Source organism: Escherichia sp. E1V33 (genome assembly GCF_004211955.1).
Lineage (GTDB): Bacteria > Pseudomonadota > Gammaproteobacteria > Enterobacterales > Enterobacteriaceae > Escherichia.
On the sequence record NZ_RHJI01000015.1, the window covers coordinates 204,471 to 222,824 of the forward strand.

An 18,354-nucleotide genomic window follows, 5' to 3' on the forward strand; every position below is an offset into this window, starting at 1 on the left:
TCTTTGTATGCGGAGGATTTACGATGGCGGGGCAGCATGGGGCTGTAACGGTAAAGCCCTCACCGAAGCGAGGGCTTGAAGGAGAAGGGTTATGATGCGACTCGTCATCATACTGATTGTACTGTTACTGATAAGTTTGCCAGCTTATTAACAGTCAGTCACAGGGGAGGAGTAATCCTCCTTTACCCTTACTCACTAAATTAGGTCAAAGAATCAACGATGTCAATCAGGGCGATGCGGGATGTATCGCCCTTACCATTCCCAGACTTTCGACGGTGTAACCACCGCAGGCAGTGGGATATCCCACTCTTCAACGGGGAGTTTTTCTACTAACTGGCAATCATGCGCATAACCCACCGGTTGCATTTTATAGTGCTGCCAGTTTTGCAACGTCCGATCATAAAAACCGCCCCCCATTCCCAGGCGTTGACCGTATTCATCAAAAGCCACCAGCGGCGTGATCAATACATCTAACCGGGAAAGGGGAAGCACATCGCGCACGTCCAGTTTTGGCTCGTGGATCTTCAGCCTGTTCATCACCAGTTCACTTTGCGGATGGTAATTCAGGAACAGTAAATTACCGACACTAAAGGGATGCAAAACGGGAAGATACACGCGCTTACCGGCGCGCCAGAGTTGTTCTATGAGCGGCTGGGTGTCGAGCTCGCCATCAAAAGAGAGAAATACAGCGACCGTATGCGCCATCACAACAGGGGGATAACTCATCATCCGCGTGGCAGCCTGTTGGCCCATTTCACGCTGTTGCTCCGGCGTTAACGCACGACGACGTTGCCGAATCATTTTACGGATTTCTTGTCGGGATAATGTCAGTGGGAGTTTTGGTAGTTGTGTCATGGCTGGTGCCAGATAAGAAGGGAATCTCCGAGATGCCGCCGCAGGCTGTAACCCTTGAACCCTTGGTTCAAGGTGAATGTGTCGTCGCAGTTTTAAGGCTTCTCGGACGGACCGAGCATGCTCACCAACCACGGAGCGCCACATTCTTGTGGTATGAAATATCGGCTCAGGGGACTGGCCCGCTTGCGAACATCTCAGAGAAATTTTGTCTTCACGGTTACTCTACCACAGTAAACCGGAAAGTGTCATTCAAAGTTTTGGTTCGTTTTTTCGGTGACGCGACCTTGTTCAAGTAACGCTTGTTCTATGGTCTGTTGCAGCATCCGAATACGCTGTTCCATACTTGCCGCGTAGTCACGAGTCTTCGCTTTTTCTTGCGCTAACTCGTAGCTGATATTCAATGCGGCAATGAAGACCAACTGTTCAGTATTTGTGACTCTAGTGCGTTCTTTCAGATCTTGCAACCGTTGGTTCAGATCGTCCGCAGCCTGATTCAACGCATCCCTTTGGTCAGGCGGGCAGTTCACACGCAGTGAACGGCCAAAAATTTGGATATCGACGGGTTGTGCAGACATGCCACCTTCCTGCTGATTGACTGCGCTGCCTTCGCCTTCAGACCTTTGGTCTGCGAAGGGGCGAAACTATAGCTACCCTGGTGCAATGAGACAAGCCCTTTTCTGGTCCACCAGGGTCCAAAGTGATAGCATATCATGAATCTTCCTCCCTTTGATGCCGAATGCTTATGTCAATACAGAACGAAATGCCTGGTTACAATGAAATGAACCAGTATCTGAACCAACAAGGGACAGGTCTGACCCCTGCTGAAATGCATGGTTTAATCAGCGGGATGATATGTGGCGGTAATGACGACAGCTCCTGGCTGCCGCTGCTTCACGACCTGACGAACGAAGGTATGGCTTTCGGGCATGAACTTGCCCAGGCATTGCGCAAAATGCACTCTGCCACCAGCGATGCCCTGCAAGATGATGGCTTCCTTTTTCAGCTTTATCTGCCTGATGGCGATGACGTTAGCGTTTTCGACCGCGCGGATGCGTTAGCAGGCTGGGTAAACCACTTCCTGCTCGGTCTTGGCGTTACGCAACCGAAGCTGGATAAAGTGACTGGCGAAACCGGTGAAGCTATCGACGATCTGCGTAACATCGCGCAGTTGGGCTACGACGAAGACGAAGATCAGGAAGAGCTGGAAATGTCGCTTGAAGAGATCATCGAATACGTTCGTGTTGCCGCGCTGTTATGCCACGATACCTTTACTCATCCGCAACCGACCGCACCAGAAGTACAAAAACCAACTCTACACTAAAAACAAAAAACGTAAGGAGAGTGTTATGAGTGAGATATCTCAGCAGGAATTTCAGCGCCGCCGTCAGGCCCTGGTGGAGCAAATGCAACCCGGCAGCGCCGCGCTGATTTTTGCGGCACCTGAAGTGACCCGAAGCGCCGACAGCGAATACCCTTATCGTCAGAACAGCGACTTTTGGTACTTCACCGGCTTTAATGAACCGGAAGCGGTGCTGGTGCTGATTAAAAGCGATGACACTCATAACCACAGCGTTTTGTTTAACCGCGTGCGCGACCTGACGGCGGAGATCTGGTTTGGCCGTCGTTTAGGTCAGGATGCCGCGCCAGAGAAACTGTGCGTTGACCGCGCACTGGCGTTCAGTGAAATCAATCAGCAACTTTATCAACTGCTTAATGGTCTGGATGTGGTTTACCACGCTCAGGGCGAATATGCCTATGCTGATGAGATCGTGAACAGCGCGCTGGAAAAGCTGCGTAAAGGCTCGCGACAAAATCTCACCGCACCGGCAACGATGATCGACTGGCGTCCCATTGTTCATGAAATGCGCCTGTTCAAATCACCGGAAGAGATTGCCGTACTTCGCCGCGCGGGTGAAATCACCGCACTGGCGCATACACGGGCGATGGAAAAATGCCGTCCGGGGATGTTCGAGTACCATCTGGAAGGCGAAATTCACCACGAATTTAACCGCCACGGTGCGCGTTACCCTTCCTATAACACCATTGTTGGCAGCGGTGAAAACGGCTGCATTCTGCATTACACCGAAAACGAGTGTGAAATGCGCGACGGCGACCTGGTGTTGATTGATGCTGGTTGTGAATACAAAGGTTACGCTGGCGATATCACCCGCACCTTCCCGGTCAATGGCAAATTCACCCAGGCCCAGCGTGAAATCTACGATATTGTGCTGGAATCTCTCGAAACCAGCTTGCGCCTGTATCGTCCGGGAACATCCATTCAGGAAGTCACCGGTGAAGTTGTGCGCATCATGATTAACGGCCTGGTAAAACTCGGGATCCTGAAAGGTGATGTTGATGAACTGATCGCTCAGAACGCACATCGTCCTTTCTTTATGCATGGCCTTAGCCACTGGTTAGGTCTGGATGTTCATGACGTTGGCGTTTATGGCCAGGATCGCTCGCGCATTCTTGAACCGGGCATGGCTCTGACCGTAGAGCCGGGGCTGTATATTGCGCCGGATGCGGATGTGCCAGAACAATATCGCGGTATCGGCATTCGTATTGAAGATGACATTGTGATTACCGAAACCGGCAACGAAAATCTCACTGCCAGCGTGGTGAAAAAGCCGGAAGAAATCGAAGCATTGATGGCAGCTGCGAGAAAGCAATGAGCGTAATCATCATCGGTGGCGGCATGGCGGGCGCGACGCTGGCGCTGGCTATTTCCCGATTAAGTCACGGGGCGCTGTCGGTACATCTGATTGAAGCGACCGCACCAGAGTCACATGCCCATCCAGGCTTTGATGGCCGGGCTATTGCGCTGGCAGCAGGCACTTGTCAGCAACTGGCGCGCATCGGTGTCTGGCAATCTCTGGCCGATTGCGCAACCGCCATCACCACCGTTCATGTCAGCGATCGCGGCCATGCCGGATTCGTCACTCTTGCCGCAGAAGATTATCAACTGGCGGCGCTAGGGCAGGTTGTCGAATTGCACAATGTTGGGCAACGGCTGTTTGCGCTGTTGCGTAAAGCACCAGGCGTCACGCTGCATTGTCCTGATCGCGTGGCTAACGTTTCCCGTACTCAGAGTCACGTTGAAGTGACGCTGGAGAGCGGCGAGATGCTGACGGGCCGTGTGCTGGTAGCCGCTGACGGCACCCGTTCAGCGTTAGCGACTACCTGTGGCGTTGACTGGCAGCAGGAGCCTTACGAACAACTGGCTGTGATTGCTAACGTTGCGACTTCCGTTGCGCATGAAGGGCGCGCTTTTGAACGCTTTACGCAACATGGCCCGCTGGCGATGTTGCCGATGTCTGAAGGACGCTGTTCTCTGGTCTGGTGTCATCCACTGGAACGGCGCGAAGAAGTGTTGGCGTGGAGCGACGAGAAGTTTTGCCGTGAACTCCAGTCTGCCTTTGGCTGGCGACTTGGGAAAATTACCCACGCCGGAAAACGCAGTGCTTATCCGCTGACGTTAACCCGTGCTGCCAAACCTATTACCCATCGCACCTTGCTGGTGGGTAATGCGGCGCAAACTCTGCACCCGATTGCCGGGCAAGGGTTCAACCTCGGTATGCGTGATGTCATGAGCCTTGCGGAAACCCTGACTCAGGCACAGGAGCGCGGAGATGACATTGGTGATTACGGCGTCTTGTGCCGTTATCAGCAGCGTCGACAGAGCGATCGCGAAGCAACCATCGGCGTCACGGACAGTCTGGTGCATCTTTTTGCCAACCGTTGGGCGCCGCTGGTTGTTGGGCGCAACATCGGGCTGATGGCGATGGAATTATTCACTCCGGCACGAGATGTGCTGGCGCAGCGCACCCTCGGTTGGGTGGCGCGTTGAAGGCGGTTTTAAGGAATAAACAATGCAAAGTGTTGATGTAGCCATTGTTGGCGGCGGCATGGTGGGGCTGGCGGTTGCCTGCGGCTTACAGGGTAGCGGCTTACGCGTTGCCGTACTGGAGCAGCGCGTACCGGAACCTCTGGCGGCGGATGCACCACCACAACTGCGCGTTTCGGCTATCAATGCCGCCAGCGAAAAATTACTCACTCGTCTTGGCGTCTGGCAGGACATTCTCTCTCGTAGGGCCAGTTGCTATCACGGCATGGAAGTGTGGGACAAAGACAGTTTTGGTCACATTTCGTTTGACGATCAAAGCATGGGCTATAGCCATCTTGGGCATATCGTTGAAAACTCAGTGATTCACTACGCGCTGTGGAACAAAGCGCTGCAGTCGTCAGATATCACCCTGCTGGCCCCCGCAGAATTACAGCAGGTCGCCTGGGGAGAAAATGAAACCTTCCTGACGCTGAAAGACGGCAGCATGTTAACGGCGCGTCTGGTGATTGGCGCAGACGGCGCTAATTCCTGGTTGCGCAACAAAGCCGATATCCCGCTGACTTTCTGGGATTATCAGCATCACGCACTGGTCGCGACCATTCGCACTGAAGAACCGCATGAAGCTGTGGCGCGGCAGGTTTTCCACGGCGAAGGTATTCTGGCCTTTTTGCCGCTTAGTGATCCGCACCTTTGCTCGATTGTCTGGTCCCTATCGCCAGAGGAAGCGCAGCGGATGCAGCAGGCAGGTGAAGACGAATTTAATCGCGCGTTAAATATCGCTTTTGATAATCGCCTTGGCTTATGCAAGGTTGAGAGCGCGCGTCAGGTGTTCCCACTGACGGGGCGTTATGCGCGCCAGTTTGCCGCGCACCGTCTGGCGCTGGTGGGCGACGCCGCGCATACCATTCATCCGCTGGCGGGGCAGGGGGTAAATCTCGGCTTTATGGACGCCGCAGAGTTGATCGCTGAACTGAAACGGTTGCATCGTCAGGGTAAAGACATCGGGCAGTACATTTACCTGCGTCGCTATGAACGTAGCCGCAAGCATAGTGCGGCGCTGATGCTGGCAGGTATGCAGGGCTTTCGTGATCTCTTTTCCGGGGCTAATCCGGCGAAAAAACTGCTGCGCGATATTGGCCTGAAACTGGCTGACACGCTTCCTGGCGTAAAGCCGCAACTCATTCGTCAGGCAATGGGATTAAATGATTTGCCTGAATGGCTGCGTTAAAAATTTCTCCTCTTTTGTTTATTTGATACCCATCACACTTTCGTCTCCCGGTTTTTTAACCGGGGGATTCTCCTCATTTGAAATAAACTAATTTCACCTGCGTTTTCGCATTATATTTTCTAATGTCACTAATTTTTGATTTAGTGATTTTAGACAATTTTTTAGTTCTTAATATTGGTTTATTCAAAATCGATTTATTAATTCGTCATATTCGTTCATTGGTAAAATATTTTTTGGTTTTTTATTCTGTTGTCATTTTTGCGTTTTTAAACCATAAGCTAATGTGATGATCAATTTTACCTTATGGTTAACCGTCTGTTTCGGTGGTAAGTTCAGGGAAAAGAGAACGATTGCGTTGGGGACCGGGAGTGGCTCCGATGCTGGGTTTCGTGGTGACAATTTCACCACGAAAAGTTGTCAGCCCCGCTTATTCAATGAGGACAAGATGGCACAACAGACTCCTTTGTACGAACAACACACGCTTTGCGGCGCTCGCATGGTGGATTTCCACGGCTGGATGATGCCGCTGCATTACGGTTCGCAAATCGACGAACATCATGCGGTACGTACCGATGCTGGAATGTTTGATGTGTCACATATGACCATCGTCGATCTTCGCGGCAGTCGCACCCGGGAGTTTCTGCGTTATCTACTGGCGAACGATGTAGCGAAGCTCACCAAAAGCGGCAAAGCCCTCTACTCGGGGATGTTGAATGCCTCTGGCGGTGTGATAGATGACCTGATCGTCTACTACTTCACTGAAGATTTCTTCCGCCTCGTTGTTAACTCCGCCACCCGCGAAAAAGACCTCTCCTGGATTACCCAACACGCTGAACCTTTCGGCATCGAAATTACTGTTCGTGATGACCTTTCCATGATTGCTGTACAAGGGCCGAATGCGCAGGCAAAAGCTGCCACACTGTTTAATGACGCCCAGCGTCAGGCAGTGGAAGGGATGAAACCGTTCTTTGGTGTGCAGGCGGGCGATCTGTTTATTGCCACTACCGGTTACACCGGTGAAGCGGGCTATGAAATTGCGCTGCCCAATGAAAAAGCGGCGGATTTCTGGCGGGCGCTGGTGGAAGCGGGCGTTAAACCCTGCGGTCTGGGGGCGCGTGACACGCTGCGTCTGGAAGCGGGTATGAATCTGTATAGCCAGGAGATGGACGAAACCATCTCTCCTTTAGCCGCCAATATGGGCTGGACTATCGCCTGGGAACCGGCAGATCGTGACTTCATCGGTCGTGAAGCCCTGGAAGTGCAGCGTGAGCATGGCACAGAAAAATTAGTTGGCCTGGTGATGACCGAAAAAGGCGTGCTGCGTAGTGAACTGCCGGTACGTTTTACCGACGCACAGGGCAACCAGCAAGAAGGCATTATCACCAGCGGTACTTTCTCCCCGACGCTGGGCTACAGCATTGCGCTGGCGCGTGTGCCGGAAGGCATTGGCGAAACAGCGATTGTGCAAATTCGCAACCGTGAAATGCCGGTAAAAGTGACTAAACCTGTTTTTGTGCGTAACGGCAAAGCCGTCGCGTGATTTACTTTTTTGGAGATTGATTGATGAGCAACGTACCAGCAGAACTGAAATACAGCAAAGAACACGAATGGCTGCGTAAAGAAACCGACGGCACTTACACCGTTGGCATCACCGAACACGCTCAGGAGCTGTTAGGCGATATGGTGTTTGTTGACCTGCCGGAAGTGGGCGCAACGGTTAGCGCGGGCGATGACTGCGCGGTTGCCGAATCAGTAAAAGCGGCATCAGACATTTATGCGCCAGTAAGCGGCGAAATCGTGGCGGTGAATGACGTACTGAGCGATTCCCCGGAACTGGTGAACAGCGAACCGTATGCAGGCGGCTGGATCTTTAAAATCAAAGCCAGCGATGAAAGCGAACTGGAATCACTGCTGGATGCAACCGCATACGAAGCATTGTTAGAAGACGAGTAACGGCTTTATTCCTCTTCTGCGGGAGAGGATCAGGGTGAGGCGAATTTACGCCTCACCCTCACTCTCTTCGCAAGGAGAGAGGATCACCATTCACTGCACGTTTCAGGAACCATCGCTCATGACACAGACGTTAAGCCAGCTTGAAAACAGCGGCGCTTTTATTGAACGCCATATCGGACCGGACGCCGCGCAACAGCAAGAAATGCTGAATGCCGTTGGCGCACAATCGTTAAACGCGCTGACCGGCCAGATTGTGCCGAAAGATATTCAGCTTGCGACTCCGCCGCAGGTTGGCGCACCGGCGACCGAATATGCCGCGTTGGCGGAACTCAAGGCTATTGCCAGTCGCAATAAACGCTTCACGTCTTACATCGGCATGGGTTACACCGCCGTGCAGCTACCGCCGGTTATCCTGCGTAACATGCTGGAAAATCCGGGCTGGTATACCGCGTATACTCCGTATCAACCTGAAGTCTCCCAGGGCCGCCTTGAAGCACTGCTCAACTTCCAGCAGGTAACGCTGGATTTAACCGGGCTGGATATGGCCTCTGCTTCTCTTCTTGACGAAGCCACTGCTGCCGCCGAAGCAATGGCGATGGCGAAACGCGTCAGCAAACTGAAAAATGCCAACCGCTTCTTCGTTGCTTCTGACGTTCATCCGCAAACGCTCGATGTGGTTCGCACCCGCGCAGAAACCTTTGGTTTTGAAGTGATTGTCGATGACGCGCAAAAAGTGCTCGATCATCAGGACGTGTTCGGCGTGCTGTTACAGCAGGTCGGTACTACTGGTGAAATTCACGACTACACTGCGCTTATCAGCGAACTGAAATCACGCAAAATTGTGGTCAGCGTCGCCGCCGATATTATGGCGCTGGTGCTGTTAACTGCGCCGGGCAAACAGGGCGCGGATATTGTCTTTGGTTCAGCGCAACGCTTTGGCGTACCGATGGGCTACGGTGGCCCACACGCGGCATTCTTTGCAGCGAAAGACGAATATAAACGCTCAATGCCGGGCCGTATTATCGGCGTATCGAAAGATGCCGCGGGCAATACCGCGCTGCGCATGGCGATGCAGACTCGCGAGCAACATATTCGCCGTGAGAAAGCGAACTCCAACATTTGTACTTCCCAGGTACTACTGGCAAACATTGCCAGTCTGTATGCCGTTTACCACGGTCCGGTTGGCCTGAAACGTATCGCTAACCGTATTCATCGTCTGACCGATATCCTGGCGACGGGCCTGCAACAAAAAGGTCTGAAACTGCGTCATGAGCACTATTTCGACACCTTGTGTGTGGAAGTGGCAGACAAAGCTGGCGTACTGGCGCGTGCCGAAGCGGCTGAAATCAACCTGCGGAGCGATATTCTGAACGCCGTGGGGATCACCCTTGATGAAACCACCACGCGTGAAAACGTGATGCAGCTTTTCAGCGTGTTACTGGGCGATAACCACGGGCTGGAGATCGACACGCTGGACAAAGACGTGGCTCACGACAGCCGCTCGATTCAACCTGCGATGCTGCGCGACGACGAAATCCTCACCCATCCGGTGTTTAATCGCTACCACAGCGAAACCGAAATGATGCGCTATATGCACTCGCTGGAGCGTAAAGATCTGGCGCTGAATCAGGCGATGATCCCGCTGGGTTCCTGCACCATGAAACTGAATGCCGCCGCCGAGATGATCCCAATCACCTGGCCGGAATTTGCCGAACTGCACCCGTTCTGCCCGCCGGAACAGGCCGAGGGTTATCAGCAGATGATCGCGCAACTAGCTGACTGGCTGGTGAAACTGACCGGTTACGACGCTGTGTGTATGCAGCCGAACTCTGGCGCTCAGGGCGAATACGCGGGCCTGCTGGCGATTCGTCATTATCATGAAAGCCGCAACGAAGGGCATCGCGATATCTGCCTGATCCCGGCCTCTGCGCACGGCACTAACCCGGCTTCCGCGCATATGGCAGGAATGCAGGTGGTGGTTGTGGCGTGTGATAAAAATGGCAACATCGATCTGGCAGACCTGCGCGCGAAAGCAGAGCAGGCGGGCGATAATCTCTCCTGCATCATGGTGACCTATCCTTCCACGCACGGCGTGTATGAAGAAACGATCCGTGAAGTATGTGAAATCGTGCATCAGTTCGGCGGTCAGGTTTATCTTGATGGTGCGAACATGAACGCTCAGGTCGGCATTACCTCACCGGGCTTTATTGGCGCGGACGTTTCACACCTTAACCTGCATAAAACCTTCTGCATTCCGCACGGCGGTGGCGGCCCTGGTATGGGACCGATCGGCGTGAAAGCGCATCTGGCACCGTTTGTACCGGGTCATAGCGTGGTGCAAATCGAAGGTATGTTAACCCGTCAGGGCGCGGTTTCTGCGGCACCGTTCGGTAGCGCATCCATTCTGCCAATCAGCTGGATGTACATCCGCATGATGGGCGCTGAAGGGCTGAAAAAAGCAAGCCAGGTGGCAATCCTCAACGCCAACTATATTGCCAGCCGCCTGCAGGATGCCTTCCCGGTGCTGTATACCGGTCGTGACGGTCGCGTGGCGCACGAATGTATTCTCGATATTCGTCCGTTGAAAGAAGAAATCGGCATCAGCGAGCTGGATATTGCCAAGCGCCTGATCGACTACGGTTTCCACGCACCGACCATGTCGTTCCCGGTGGCGGGTACACTGATGGTTGAACCGACTGAATCTGAAAGCAAAGTAGAACTGGATCGCTTTATCGACGCGATGCTGGCTATCCGTACGGAAATTGACCAGGTGAAAGCTGGTGTCTGGCCGCTGGAAGATAACCCGCTGGTGAACGCACCGCACATTCAGAACGAACTGGTCGCCGAGTGGGCGCATCCGTATAGCCGTGAAGTTGCGGTATTCCCGGCAGGCGTGGCAGACAAATACTGGCCGACGGTGAAACGTCTGGATGATGTTTACGGCGATCGTAACCTGTTCTGCTCCTGCGTACCGATTAGCGAATACCAGTAATTTTCTAATTCGACTATCTTTTAAAGGCGCTTCGGCGCTTTGACACTGATGTCAAACTCAACATTGCCTGATGCACTTCGTTTATCAGGCCTACATAGTCTGTGCAATGTATTGAATTTGCACGATCTTGTAGGGTGGATAAGGTGTTCACGCCGCATCCGGCATAATAAAAGCACTTTGTCATCAATAATTTGAAAGGCGCTTCGGCGCCTTTGACACTGATGTCAAACTCAACATTGCCTGATGCACTTCGTTTATCAGGCCTACATAGTCTGTGCAATATATTGAATTTGCACGATCTTGTAGGCTGGATAAGGCGTTCACGCCGCATCCGGCATAATAAAACCACTTTGTCATCAATAATTTGAAAGGCGCTTTGGCGTCTTTATTTTTTGGGAAAAACAAATGGCTATAGCACTTGTGACTGGTGGCAGTCGCGGCATCGGGCGGGCTACCGCGCTACAGTTGGCGCAAGAAGGATATACGGTGGCGGTTAATTATCAGCAAAACCGCCACGCGGCGCAGGAAGTGGTGAACTTAATAACGCAAGCCGGTGGCAAGGCATTCGTGCTCCAGGCGGATATCAGCGACGAAAACCAGGTGGTAGCGATGTTTGCGGCAATCGACCAGCGCGATGAACCGCTGGCCGCACTGGTCAATAACGCAGGAATTTTGTTTACCCAATGCTCAGTGGAAAATCTCACCGCAGAGCGAATCAACCGAGTACTATCCACCAATGTGACGGGATATTTTCTCTGCTGCCGCGAGGCGGTAAAGCGCATGGCGCTTAAGAACGGCGGTAATGGCGGCGCTATCGTCAATGTCTCTTCAGTGGCCTCACGGCTGGGATCGCCGGGGGAATACGTTGATTATGCGGCATCGAAAGGGGCGATCGATACGTTAACCACCGGACTATCGCTGGAAGTCGCCGCGCAGGGGATCCGCGTTAACTGCGTACGGCCAGGGTTTATTTATACCGAAATGCACGCCAGCGGCGGCGAGCCTGGACGCGTCGATCGCGTGAAGTCGAACATCCCCATGCAGCGCGGTGGCCAGGCGGAAGAGGTCGCGCAGGCCATTGTCTGGCTGCTCAGTGATAAAGCCTCTTATGTCACGGGAAGTTTTATCGATTTGGCAGGCGGGAAATAAGATGGGAAAGTTATCTGGGCGGATGCAACGCAATTGGCGTTGCATCCGGCACATCAGCTAATCACAGATTCTCGCCGTTGCTGGCAATTACCTCTTTGTACCAGTTAAAGCTCTTCTTACGTGAACGCGACATATCGCCAGTACCGTCGTCATGTTTATTCACATAGATAAAGCCGTAGCGTTTGCTGTACTGCCCGGTGGTGAACGACACGCAGTCGATGCAGCCCCACGGCGTGTAGCCCATCAGATCTACGCCATCGTAAGTCACTGCTTTTTTCATCTCTTCAATATGGGCGCGCAGGTAGTCAATGCGGTAGTCGTCGTTGATGCTGCCATCTTCTTCCACTTTGTCGTAAGCGCCAAAACCGTTTTCGACAATAAACAGCGGTTTCTGGTAACGCTCATACAGTTCGCAAAGTGCGTAACGCAGACCCACAGGATCAATCTGCCAGCCCCAGTCCGACGCTTTAACATAGGGGTTCGGTACGCTGCCTTCAAACCCAGAGATCGCATCACCGGTGCCGCCTTCGGCCTTCACCGCGTTGGTCATGTAATAGCTGAAACCGAGATAATCGCAGGTGCCTTCGCGCAGTACATCGAGATCGCCGTCTTCAATTTTGATGTTAAATCCGCGACGCTCCCACTCGTTCAACACATAGGATGGGTAATGGCCACGCAGTTGCACATCGGTAAAGACGTAGCGTTCGCGCATCGACTCCTGGGCGAACATCACATCGTCCGGGTTACAGGAGTAAGGGTAAAGTGGCACCATCGCCAGCATACAGCCGACTTTCATCTCCGGGTTAATGCGACGCGCGGCTTTCACCGCCAGGGCGCTGGCGACAAACTGGTGATGCAGCACCTGGTACATGGTTTCTTCCGGGTTTTCATGCTCGGTATAAACTACGCCAGAGCAGCAGTAACCGAACAGCGGCGCACGCCAGTTACGCTGATTGTTAATTTCGTTGAAGGTCATCCAGTATTTGACTTTGTGCTTATAGCGTTCAAATACCACTTCCGCGAAACGCACAAAGAAATCAACCACTTTACGGTTGGTCCAGCTGCCGTATTGCTGCACCAGATGTAACGGCATTTCAAAGTGGGAGAGAGTGATCACCGGTTCGATGTTGTATTTCAGCAGTTCATCGAACATATCATCGTAGAACTTCAGCCCTTCTTCGTTTGGCTGTGTTTCATCGCCTTTTGGAAAAATGCGCGTCCAGGCGATGGAAGTACGAAAACATTTGAAGCCCATTTCAGCAAATAGCTTGATGTCTTCTTTGTAGTGACCATAAAAATCAACGGCTTCATGGTTCGGATAGTATTTGCCTGGCAAAACCTCTTTGGTGATTTCGCGCGGAACGCCGTGTGCGCCACCGGTTAGTACGTCACAAATACTCGGCCCTTTGCCGCCTTTGTTCCAGCCGCCTTCGACCTGATGAGCGGCAACGGCGCCACCCCATAAGAAATCTTTCGGTAAGGTGAGTTTTTTCACTATCATAGGCTCCAAATGAGTCAATTCTTACAGGAAATAGTACCATGCAGCCAAACGACATCACTTTTTTTCAACGTTTCCAGGATGACATTCTGGCTGGGCGTAAAACCATCACTATTCGCGACGAGTCTGAATCGCACTTTAACCCGGGCGATGTGCTGCGAGTTGGGCGTTTTGAAGATGACGGCTATTTTTGCACCATTGAAGTCACCGCAACTTCAACCGTAACGCTGGATACTCTCACAGAAAAACATGCACAACAGGAAAATATGACTCTGGCTGAACTGAAAAAGGTCATTACCGATATCTATCCTGGTCAGACACAGTTTTATGTAATTGAATTTAAATGCCTTTAAGTTGAACTCACGCCTGTTAGTTGAAATTTCACATTTAATTTCATGATTTTTCGGAGATTACTCTCAAATCAGAATTTATTTTAGCTAACAGGTGTTCACTGGAACTATTCTCAGTTACGCTGGAGAAGTGTTCACGTGCGTGTACGTTTCTCCGGAGTAAGTTATGGTTCAGAAGCCTCTCATTAAGCAGGGATATTCGCTGGCAGAGGAAATTGCCAACAGCATCAGTCACGGCATTGGGCTGGTGTTCGGTATAGTTGGGTTGGTGTTGCTACTGGTTCAGGCGGTGGATCTTAATGCCAGCGCCACGGCGATAACCAGTTACAGCCTCTATGGCGGCAGTATGATCCTGCTGTTCCTCGCTTCGACGCTCTATCACGCCATTCCTCATCAACGGGCAAAAATGTGGCTGAAGAAATTTGACCATTGCGCCATTTACCTGTTGATTGCCGGAACCTACACGCCATTTTTGTTGGTGGGGTTAGATTCTCCGCTAGCGCGCGGGTTGATGATTGTTATCTGGAGCCTGGCGCTGCTGGGGATCCTGTTCAAGCTTACTATTGCGCACCGATTTAAAGCCTTATCGCTGGTGACCTATCTGGCGATGGGCTGGCTGTCGCTGGTGGTGATTTATGAAATGGCAGTTAAGCTCGCGGCGGGCAGCGTTACCTTACTGGCGGTAGGCGGAGTGGTTTACTCGCTTGGGGTGATTTTCTACGTCTGCAAACGCATCCCATACAACCACGCCATCTGGCACGGCTTTGTGCTCGGCGGCAGTGTGTGCCATTTCCTGGCGATCTATTTGTATATTGGGCAGCCGTAATTGCTGTGCATTGGTAGGCCTGAAAAGACGCGTCAGCGTCGCATCAGGCATCGGAGCGTAACTGCCGGATGCGGCGTGAACGCCTTATCCGGCCTACGGGCCGCGTCCCTATTGTGATAAAGGCATCAAATCCCAGGCATGATAAGACGCGTCAGCGCCGCTTCAGGCAATAGATGCCCGAAGCGATACAGAGATTTACTCTTCCAGCGAATAAGGCAGTGGTTCGATACGCAGCGTATTCGCATCGTCACGCACGCGGAAGATGCTGTCCGGTTCCATATCGTTATTCATCACTACCTGAACTACGACCTGACCATCTTCCAGTTTTACTGCGGCCAGCACCGTACCAGTACGACGCCAGTTTTCGCCCATTTTCAGCTCTAGGTCTTCACCTGCTTCCGGCAACCGGCTGGCGCTACCTGCCAGCAACCAGAGCGCGCGTTTGTTGGCGCCGCGGAACTTAGCTCGTGCCACCATTTCTTGCCCGGTGTAACAGCCTTTTTTAAAGCTGATGCCACCGAGCGCCTGAAGATTGGTTGCTTGCGGGATAAACTGCCCGCTGTTGGCGGCATCAATCACCGGGAAACCCGCTTCAATGTTTAATGCCAGCCACTGTTGGCTATTGTTCAACTCCGCTTCACCGCGCAGTTTATCGGTCAATGTATTGGCGGTAGCTGCATCGGTTACGATCAGAAAACGTTCCGCCGGATGTTCAAACCATAGCAGAGTAGTCGCACCTTCTCTGATTACCTGTTTTTCTTTCGAAGGCAGTTCGCTAAAGAGATTTGCCAGGGCGGCGCGCGCCTGAAAACCGGCAACACCGAGCAGCACACGCTCGTCGTCTGGCGCGATGGTCACTTTAGAGAACACCGCATATTTTTTCAGTTCAGTCAGCTGTGAATCACGCACGCTGCGGCGTTCAATCCACGCAAAGCCATCGCCGTCGCGGAACAGACGCAAATTGCTCCACATTTTACCTTTGGCGTCGCAATGGGCGGCGAGCAAATGCTGGTCTTCTGACATCTGACTGACATCTGCTGTTACCTGGCCCTGCATATATTTTTCGCTGTCCGCGCCAGAAATGGTAGCAAGCGCCCAGTCATCAAGCGTCATCAGCGTCAGTGGTAAACGGGCAGAAGCCGTAGGCTGACGGGGAGGAAAAGGTGTAAAAGCCATAATGGAGTCCTGTGTAACAAACGGCGTATTAATGACTAATGGTAAAAGAGCTATGAGGCAATGCAAGTGCTTTCACTACGCGATCTGTGCCTTCTGATATGCTTTGCGAGGAGACATCCAAAAAAATGAAGCCATTGAATTGTTGCGGATTAATTTCGCGATCGCGATTGTGTTTACCGATATTCCCGCAAAAGAAGTCGAAAAACACGTTACAATAGCCAGGTACTGGATTTTCGTGAGACAGGAAGAAGATGGACATTAACAACAAAGCCCGCATTCATTGGGCATGCCGCCGTGGTATGCGCGAACTCGATATTTCAATCATGCCGTTTTTCGAACATGAGTACGACAGCTTAAGCGATGACGAAAAACGCATCTTTATTCGTCTGCTGGAATGTGACGATCCCGATCTGTTCAACTGGCTGATGAATCACGGTAAACCGGCCGATGCAGAACTGGAAATGATGGTCCGACTCATCCAGACACGGAACCGGGAACGTGGTCCTGTGGCAATCTGATCTGCGCGTCTCCTGGCGCGCGCAGTGGCTTTCCTTGCTGATTCATGGGCTGGTTGCCGCTGTTATTTTACTCATGCCCTGGCCGCTAAGTTACACCCCGTTATGGATGGTGTTGCTTTCGCTGGTGGTGTTTGATTGCGTTCGCAGCCAGCGGCGCATTAATGCTCGCCAGGGGGAGATTCGCCTGTTGATGGACGGGCGATTACGTTGGCAAGGGCAGGAGTGGAGCATCGTCAAAGCGCCGTGGATGATTAAAAGCGGCATGATGTTGCGTTTACGCTCTGATAGCGGTAAACGTCAGCATTTGTGGCTGGCAGCAGACAGCATGGACGAAGCCGAATGGCGGGATTTACGGCGAATTTTGTTGCAACAAGAGACGCAAAGGTAAACATGACGGCAACGCTAATGCGCAAAGCCGTCAGTCACATCAGGCGTAATGCTCTGCCATTTCGTTAAGGATTTGCTCACACCAACTCTGAATACGCTCGTCGCTAAGGTCATACTGGTTAGTTTCATCCAGCGCCAGACCTACGAACAGCTGCCCGTCAGCAATCACCGGTTTCGGGCTGGTAAACTCATATCCTTCCGTTGGCCAGTAGCCGACGAACTTAACGCCTTTGGTCGAGAGTTTGTCATGCAGCATGCCGAGCGCATCAAGGAACCACTCGCCGTATCCCAGCTGATCGCCAAGCCCATATAACGCAACAATTTTATCGTCGAGATTCAGGTCGTCGAGCTGATCCCAGACGGCTTCCCAGTCTTCCTGGATTTCGCCAAAATCCCAGGTCGGGATACCCAGAATGAGCACATCGTACTGCTCCATTAATTTTGGGGAGTCGTCCTTGAGGTTATGTAAGGTCACCAGTTCTGGGCCGATAATATCGCGGATTTTTTCCGCCGCCATTTCGGTGTAACAGGTGCTGGAACCGTAAAAAAGACCTATATTCATAACGTAAGCTTCTCGATTCTGCTGTGGCTTTTGCGGCTAGTGTATCAGAATCGCTTTAGTCACGGCACAATAAGGCATAATGGATCAAACGAGTAACGATAAGGGGCGCAAGTGAAACAAGATCTGGCACGCATCGAGCAGTTTCTGGATGCCCTGTGGCTGGAAAAAAATCTCGCCGAAAATACTTTGAACGCATATCGTCGCGATCTGTCAATGATGGTGGAGTGGTTGCATCATCGGGGGCTGACGCTGGCAACGGCGCAAAGTGATGATTTGCAGGCATTACTGGCAGAACGGCTGGAGGGCGGGTATAAAGCCACCAGTTCAGCACGTTTGCTGAGTGCGGTGCGCCGATTGTTCCAGTATCTTTATCGCGAAAAATTTCGTGAAGACGATCCCAGTGCGCATCTGGCTTCGCCGAAATTGCCCCAGCGTTTGCCGAAAGATTTAAGCGAAGCGCAGGTTGAAAGATTATTACAGGCACCGTTAGTCGATCAGCCTCTGGAGCTTCGCGATAAAGCGATGCTCGAAGTGCTGTATGCTACCGGGCTGCGTGTCTCGGAACTGGTTGGGCTGACAATGAGCGACATTAGTCTGCGCCAGGGCGTGGTACGGGTCATTGGTAAAGGCAACAAAGAGCGCCTTGTGCCGTTAGGTGAAGAGGCGGTCTACTGGCTGGAAAACTATCTGGAACACGGACGACCATGGCTATTGAACGGTGTGTCGATTGACGTGCTGTTTCCCAGCCAGCGCGCGCAGCAGATGACGCGCCAGACCTTTTGGCACCGCATTAAACATTATGCCGTGCTGGCGGGTATCGATAGCGAAAAGCTGTCACCGCATGTGTTGCGTCATGCCTTTGCCACTCATTTGTTAAATCATGGTGCGGATTTACGCGTGGTACAGATGCTACTGGGCCACAGCGATCTCTCCACAACGCAAATTTATACGCATGTCGCTACCGAGCGTCTGCGGCAACTTCATCAACAGCATCACCCGCGGGCGTGATGTCTGAA

At 52.4% G+C, this 18,354-nt stretch carries 20 protein-coding genes and 1 other RNA gene; 14 read left to right on the top strand and 7 right to left on the bottom strand.

Annotated features, from left to right (window positions below; genetic code table 11):
* Positions 1 to 91 precede the first annotated feature (91 nt).
* Positions 92 to 151, top strand: coding sequence for a type I toxin-antitoxin system Ibs family toxin (locus D9742_RS14985; protein ID WP_100635201.1), 60 nt, complete (start codon positions 92 to 94; stop codon positions 149 to 151).
* Between the two features lie 101 nt (positions 152 to 252).
* Here the strand turns inward: D9742_RS14985 and D9742_RS14990 are convergent, their stop codons facing one another.
* The 3 genes from D9742_RS14990 to zapA form a co-directional block, all read right to left on the bottom strand.
* On the bottom strand, positions 253 to 855 hold the full coding sequence (locus D9742_RS14990) for a 5-formyltetrahydrofolate cyclo-ligase (RefSeq protein ID WP_130237424.1): 603 nt from the start codon (positions 853 to 855) through the stop codon (positions 253 to 255).
* A gap of 20 nt (positions 856 to 875) precedes the next feature.
* Positions 876 to 1,059: non-coding RNA, 6S RNA (gene ssrS / locus D9742_RS14995), on the bottom strand.
* A gap of 41 nt (positions 1,060 to 1,100) precedes the next feature.
* Positions 1,101 to 1,430 carry a cell division protein ZapA gene (gene zapA, locus D9742_RS15000; RefSeq protein WP_073520924.1) on the bottom strand — a complete coding sequence of 110 codons (330 nt, stop codon included), beginning with the start codon at positions 1,428 to 1,430 and terminating at the stop codon, positions 1,101 to 1,103.
* 167 nt (positions 1,431 to 1,597) lie between these two features.
* Between zapA and ygfB the strand changes: the two genes are divergently transcribed.
* Genes ygfB through ubiI form a run of 4 tightly spaced genes read left to right on the top strand, consistent with a single transcriptional unit; the run spans position 1,598 to position 5,927 of the window.
* Entirely contained in the window at positions 1,598 to 2,176 is a 579-nt protein-coding gene (ygfB, locus tag D9742_RS15005; protein ID WP_001295378.1) for a UPF0149 family protein YgfB, read from the top strand.
* 25 nt (positions 2,177 to 2,201) lie between these two features.
* Positions 2,202 to 3,527, top strand: a complete 1,326-nt coding sequence (pepP, locus tag D9742_RS15010) for a Xaa-Pro aminopeptidase (RefSeq protein ID WP_130237425.1) — start codon at positions 2,202 to 2,204, stop codon at positions 3,525 to 3,527.
* Complete coding sequence (gene ubiH, locus D9742_RS15015) at positions 3,524 to 4,702, top strand: 2-octaprenyl-6-methoxyphenyl hydroxylase (protein WP_130237426.1); 1,179 nt, start codon at positions 3,524 to 3,526, stop codon at positions 4,700 to 4,702. The genes pepP and ubiH overlap by 4 nt, the downstream gene beginning before the upstream one ends.
* Before the next feature lie 22 nt (positions 4,703 to 4,724).
* Complete coding sequence (ubiI, locus tag D9742_RS15020) at positions 4,725 to 5,927, top strand: FAD-dependent 2-octaprenylphenol hydroxylase (RefSeq protein ID WP_130237427.1); 1,203 nt, start codon at positions 4,725 to 4,727, stop codon at positions 5,925 to 5,927.
* A gap of 73 nt (positions 5,928 to 6,000) precedes the next feature.
* Here the strand turns inward: ubiI and D9742_RS15025 are convergent, their stop codons facing one another.
* A complete protein-coding gene (locus D9742_RS15025) occupies positions 6,001 to 6,084 on the bottom strand; it encodes a hypothetical protein (RefSeq protein ID WP_130237490.1) in 84 nt (27 codons plus the stop codon).
* Positions 6,085 to 6,372: 288 nt separating this feature from the next.
* On the opposite strand from D9742_RS15025, the gene gcvT reads away from it, so the two are divergent.
* The 4 genes from gcvT to D9742_RS15045 all read left to right on the top strand — a co-directional run bounded on the left by gcvT (position 6,373) and on the right by D9742_RS15045 (position 12,021).
* On the top strand, positions 6,373 to 7,467 hold the full coding sequence (gene gcvT, locus D9742_RS15030) for a glycine cleavage system aminomethyltransferase GcvT (RefSeq protein WP_130237428.1): 1,095 nt from the start codon (positions 6,373 to 6,375) through the stop codon (positions 7,465 to 7,467).
* A gap of 23 nt (positions 7,468 to 7,490) precedes the next feature.
* The gene (gcvH, locus tag D9742_RS15035) at positions 7,491 to 7,880 is read left to right on the top strand and encodes a glycine cleavage system protein GcvH (RefSeq protein WP_130237429.1); all 390 of its coding nucleotides are present in this window, start codon (positions 7,491 to 7,493) and stop codon (positions 7,878 to 7,880) included.
* A 118-nt stretch (positions 7,881 to 7,998) separates the two neighbouring features.
* Positions 7,999 to 10,872 (top strand): aminomethyl-transferring glycine dehydrogenase, encoded by a 2,874-nt coding sequence (gene gcvP / locus D9742_RS15040; RefSeq protein WP_130237430.1) that lies wholly within the window; start codon positions 7,999 to 8,001, stop codon positions 10,870 to 10,872.
* Positions 10,873 to 11,277: 405 nt separating this feature from the next.
* Entirely contained in the window at positions 11,278 to 12,021 is a 744-nt protein-coding gene (locus D9742_RS15045; RefSeq protein ID WP_130237431.1) for an SDR family oxidoreductase, read from the top strand.
* 61 nt (positions 12,022 to 12,082) lie between these two features.
* On the opposite strand, the gene bglA is transcribed toward D9742_RS15045, so the two are convergent.
* Positions 12,083 to 13,516: a 6-phospho-beta-glucosidase BglA gene (bglA, locus tag D9742_RS15050; protein WP_165382781.1), complete on the bottom strand. Its 1,434-nt coding sequence runs from the start codon at positions 13,514 to 13,516 to the stop codon at positions 12,083 to 12,085.
* 44 nt (positions 13,517 to 13,560) lie between these two features.
* Here bglA and yqfB point away from each other — a divergent pair, with 44 nt between their 5' ends.
* Together yqfB and D9742_RS15060 are read left to right on the top strand one after the other, a co-directional pair.
* On the top strand, positions 13,561 to 13,872 hold the full coding sequence (yqfB, locus tag D9742_RS15055) for a N(4)-acetylcytidine aminohydrolase (protein ID WP_130237433.1): 312 nt from the start codon (positions 13,561 to 13,563) through the stop codon (positions 13,870 to 13,872).
* Between the two features lie 163 nt (positions 13,873 to 14,035).
* Positions 14,036 to 14,695, top strand: a complete 660-nt coding sequence (locus D9742_RS15060) for a hemolysin III family protein (RefSeq protein WP_130237434.1) — start codon at positions 14,036 to 14,038, stop codon at positions 14,693 to 14,695.
* A gap of 195 nt (positions 14,696 to 14,890) precedes the next feature.
* On the opposite strand, the gene ygfZ is transcribed toward D9742_RS15060, so the two are convergent.
* A complete protein-coding gene (gene ygfZ, locus D9742_RS15065) occupies positions 14,891 to 15,871 on the bottom strand; it encodes a tRNA-modifying protein YgfZ (protein ID WP_130237435.1) in 981 nt (326 codons plus the stop codon).
* A gap of 251 nt (positions 15,872 to 16,122) precedes the next feature.
* Here ygfZ and sdhE point away from each other — a divergent pair, with 251 nt between their 5' ends.
* Positions 16,123 to 16,389, top strand: a complete 267-nt coding sequence (gene sdhE / locus D9742_RS15070) for an FAD assembly factor SdhE (protein WP_000354046.1) — start codon at positions 16,123 to 16,125, stop codon at positions 16,387 to 16,389.
* A complete protein-coding gene (locus tag D9742_RS15075; RefSeq protein ID WP_000244781.1) occupies positions 16,370 to 16,777 on the top strand; it encodes a protein YgfX in 408 nt (135 codons plus the stop codon). The genes sdhE and D9742_RS15075 overlap by 20 nt, the downstream gene beginning before the upstream one ends.
* Before the next feature lie 39 nt (positions 16,778 to 16,816).
* On the opposite strand, the gene fldB is transcribed toward D9742_RS15075, so the two are convergent.
* Positions 16,817 to 17,338: a flavodoxin FldB gene (gene fldB / locus D9742_RS15080; protein ID WP_130237436.1), complete on the bottom strand. Its 522-nt coding sequence runs from the start codon at positions 17,336 to 17,338 to the stop codon at positions 16,817 to 16,819.
* Positions 17,339 to 17,449: 111 nt separating this feature from the next.
* Here fldB and xerD point away from each other — a divergent pair, with 111 nt between their 5' ends.
* Positions 17,450 to 18,346 (top strand): site-specific tyrosine recombinase XerD, encoded by an 897-nt coding sequence (xerD, locus tag D9742_RS15085; protein ID WP_064529792.1) that lies wholly within the window; start codon positions 17,450 to 17,452, stop codon positions 18,344 to 18,346.
* The last annotated feature ends 8 nt before the right edge of the window (positions 18,347 to 18,354 follow it).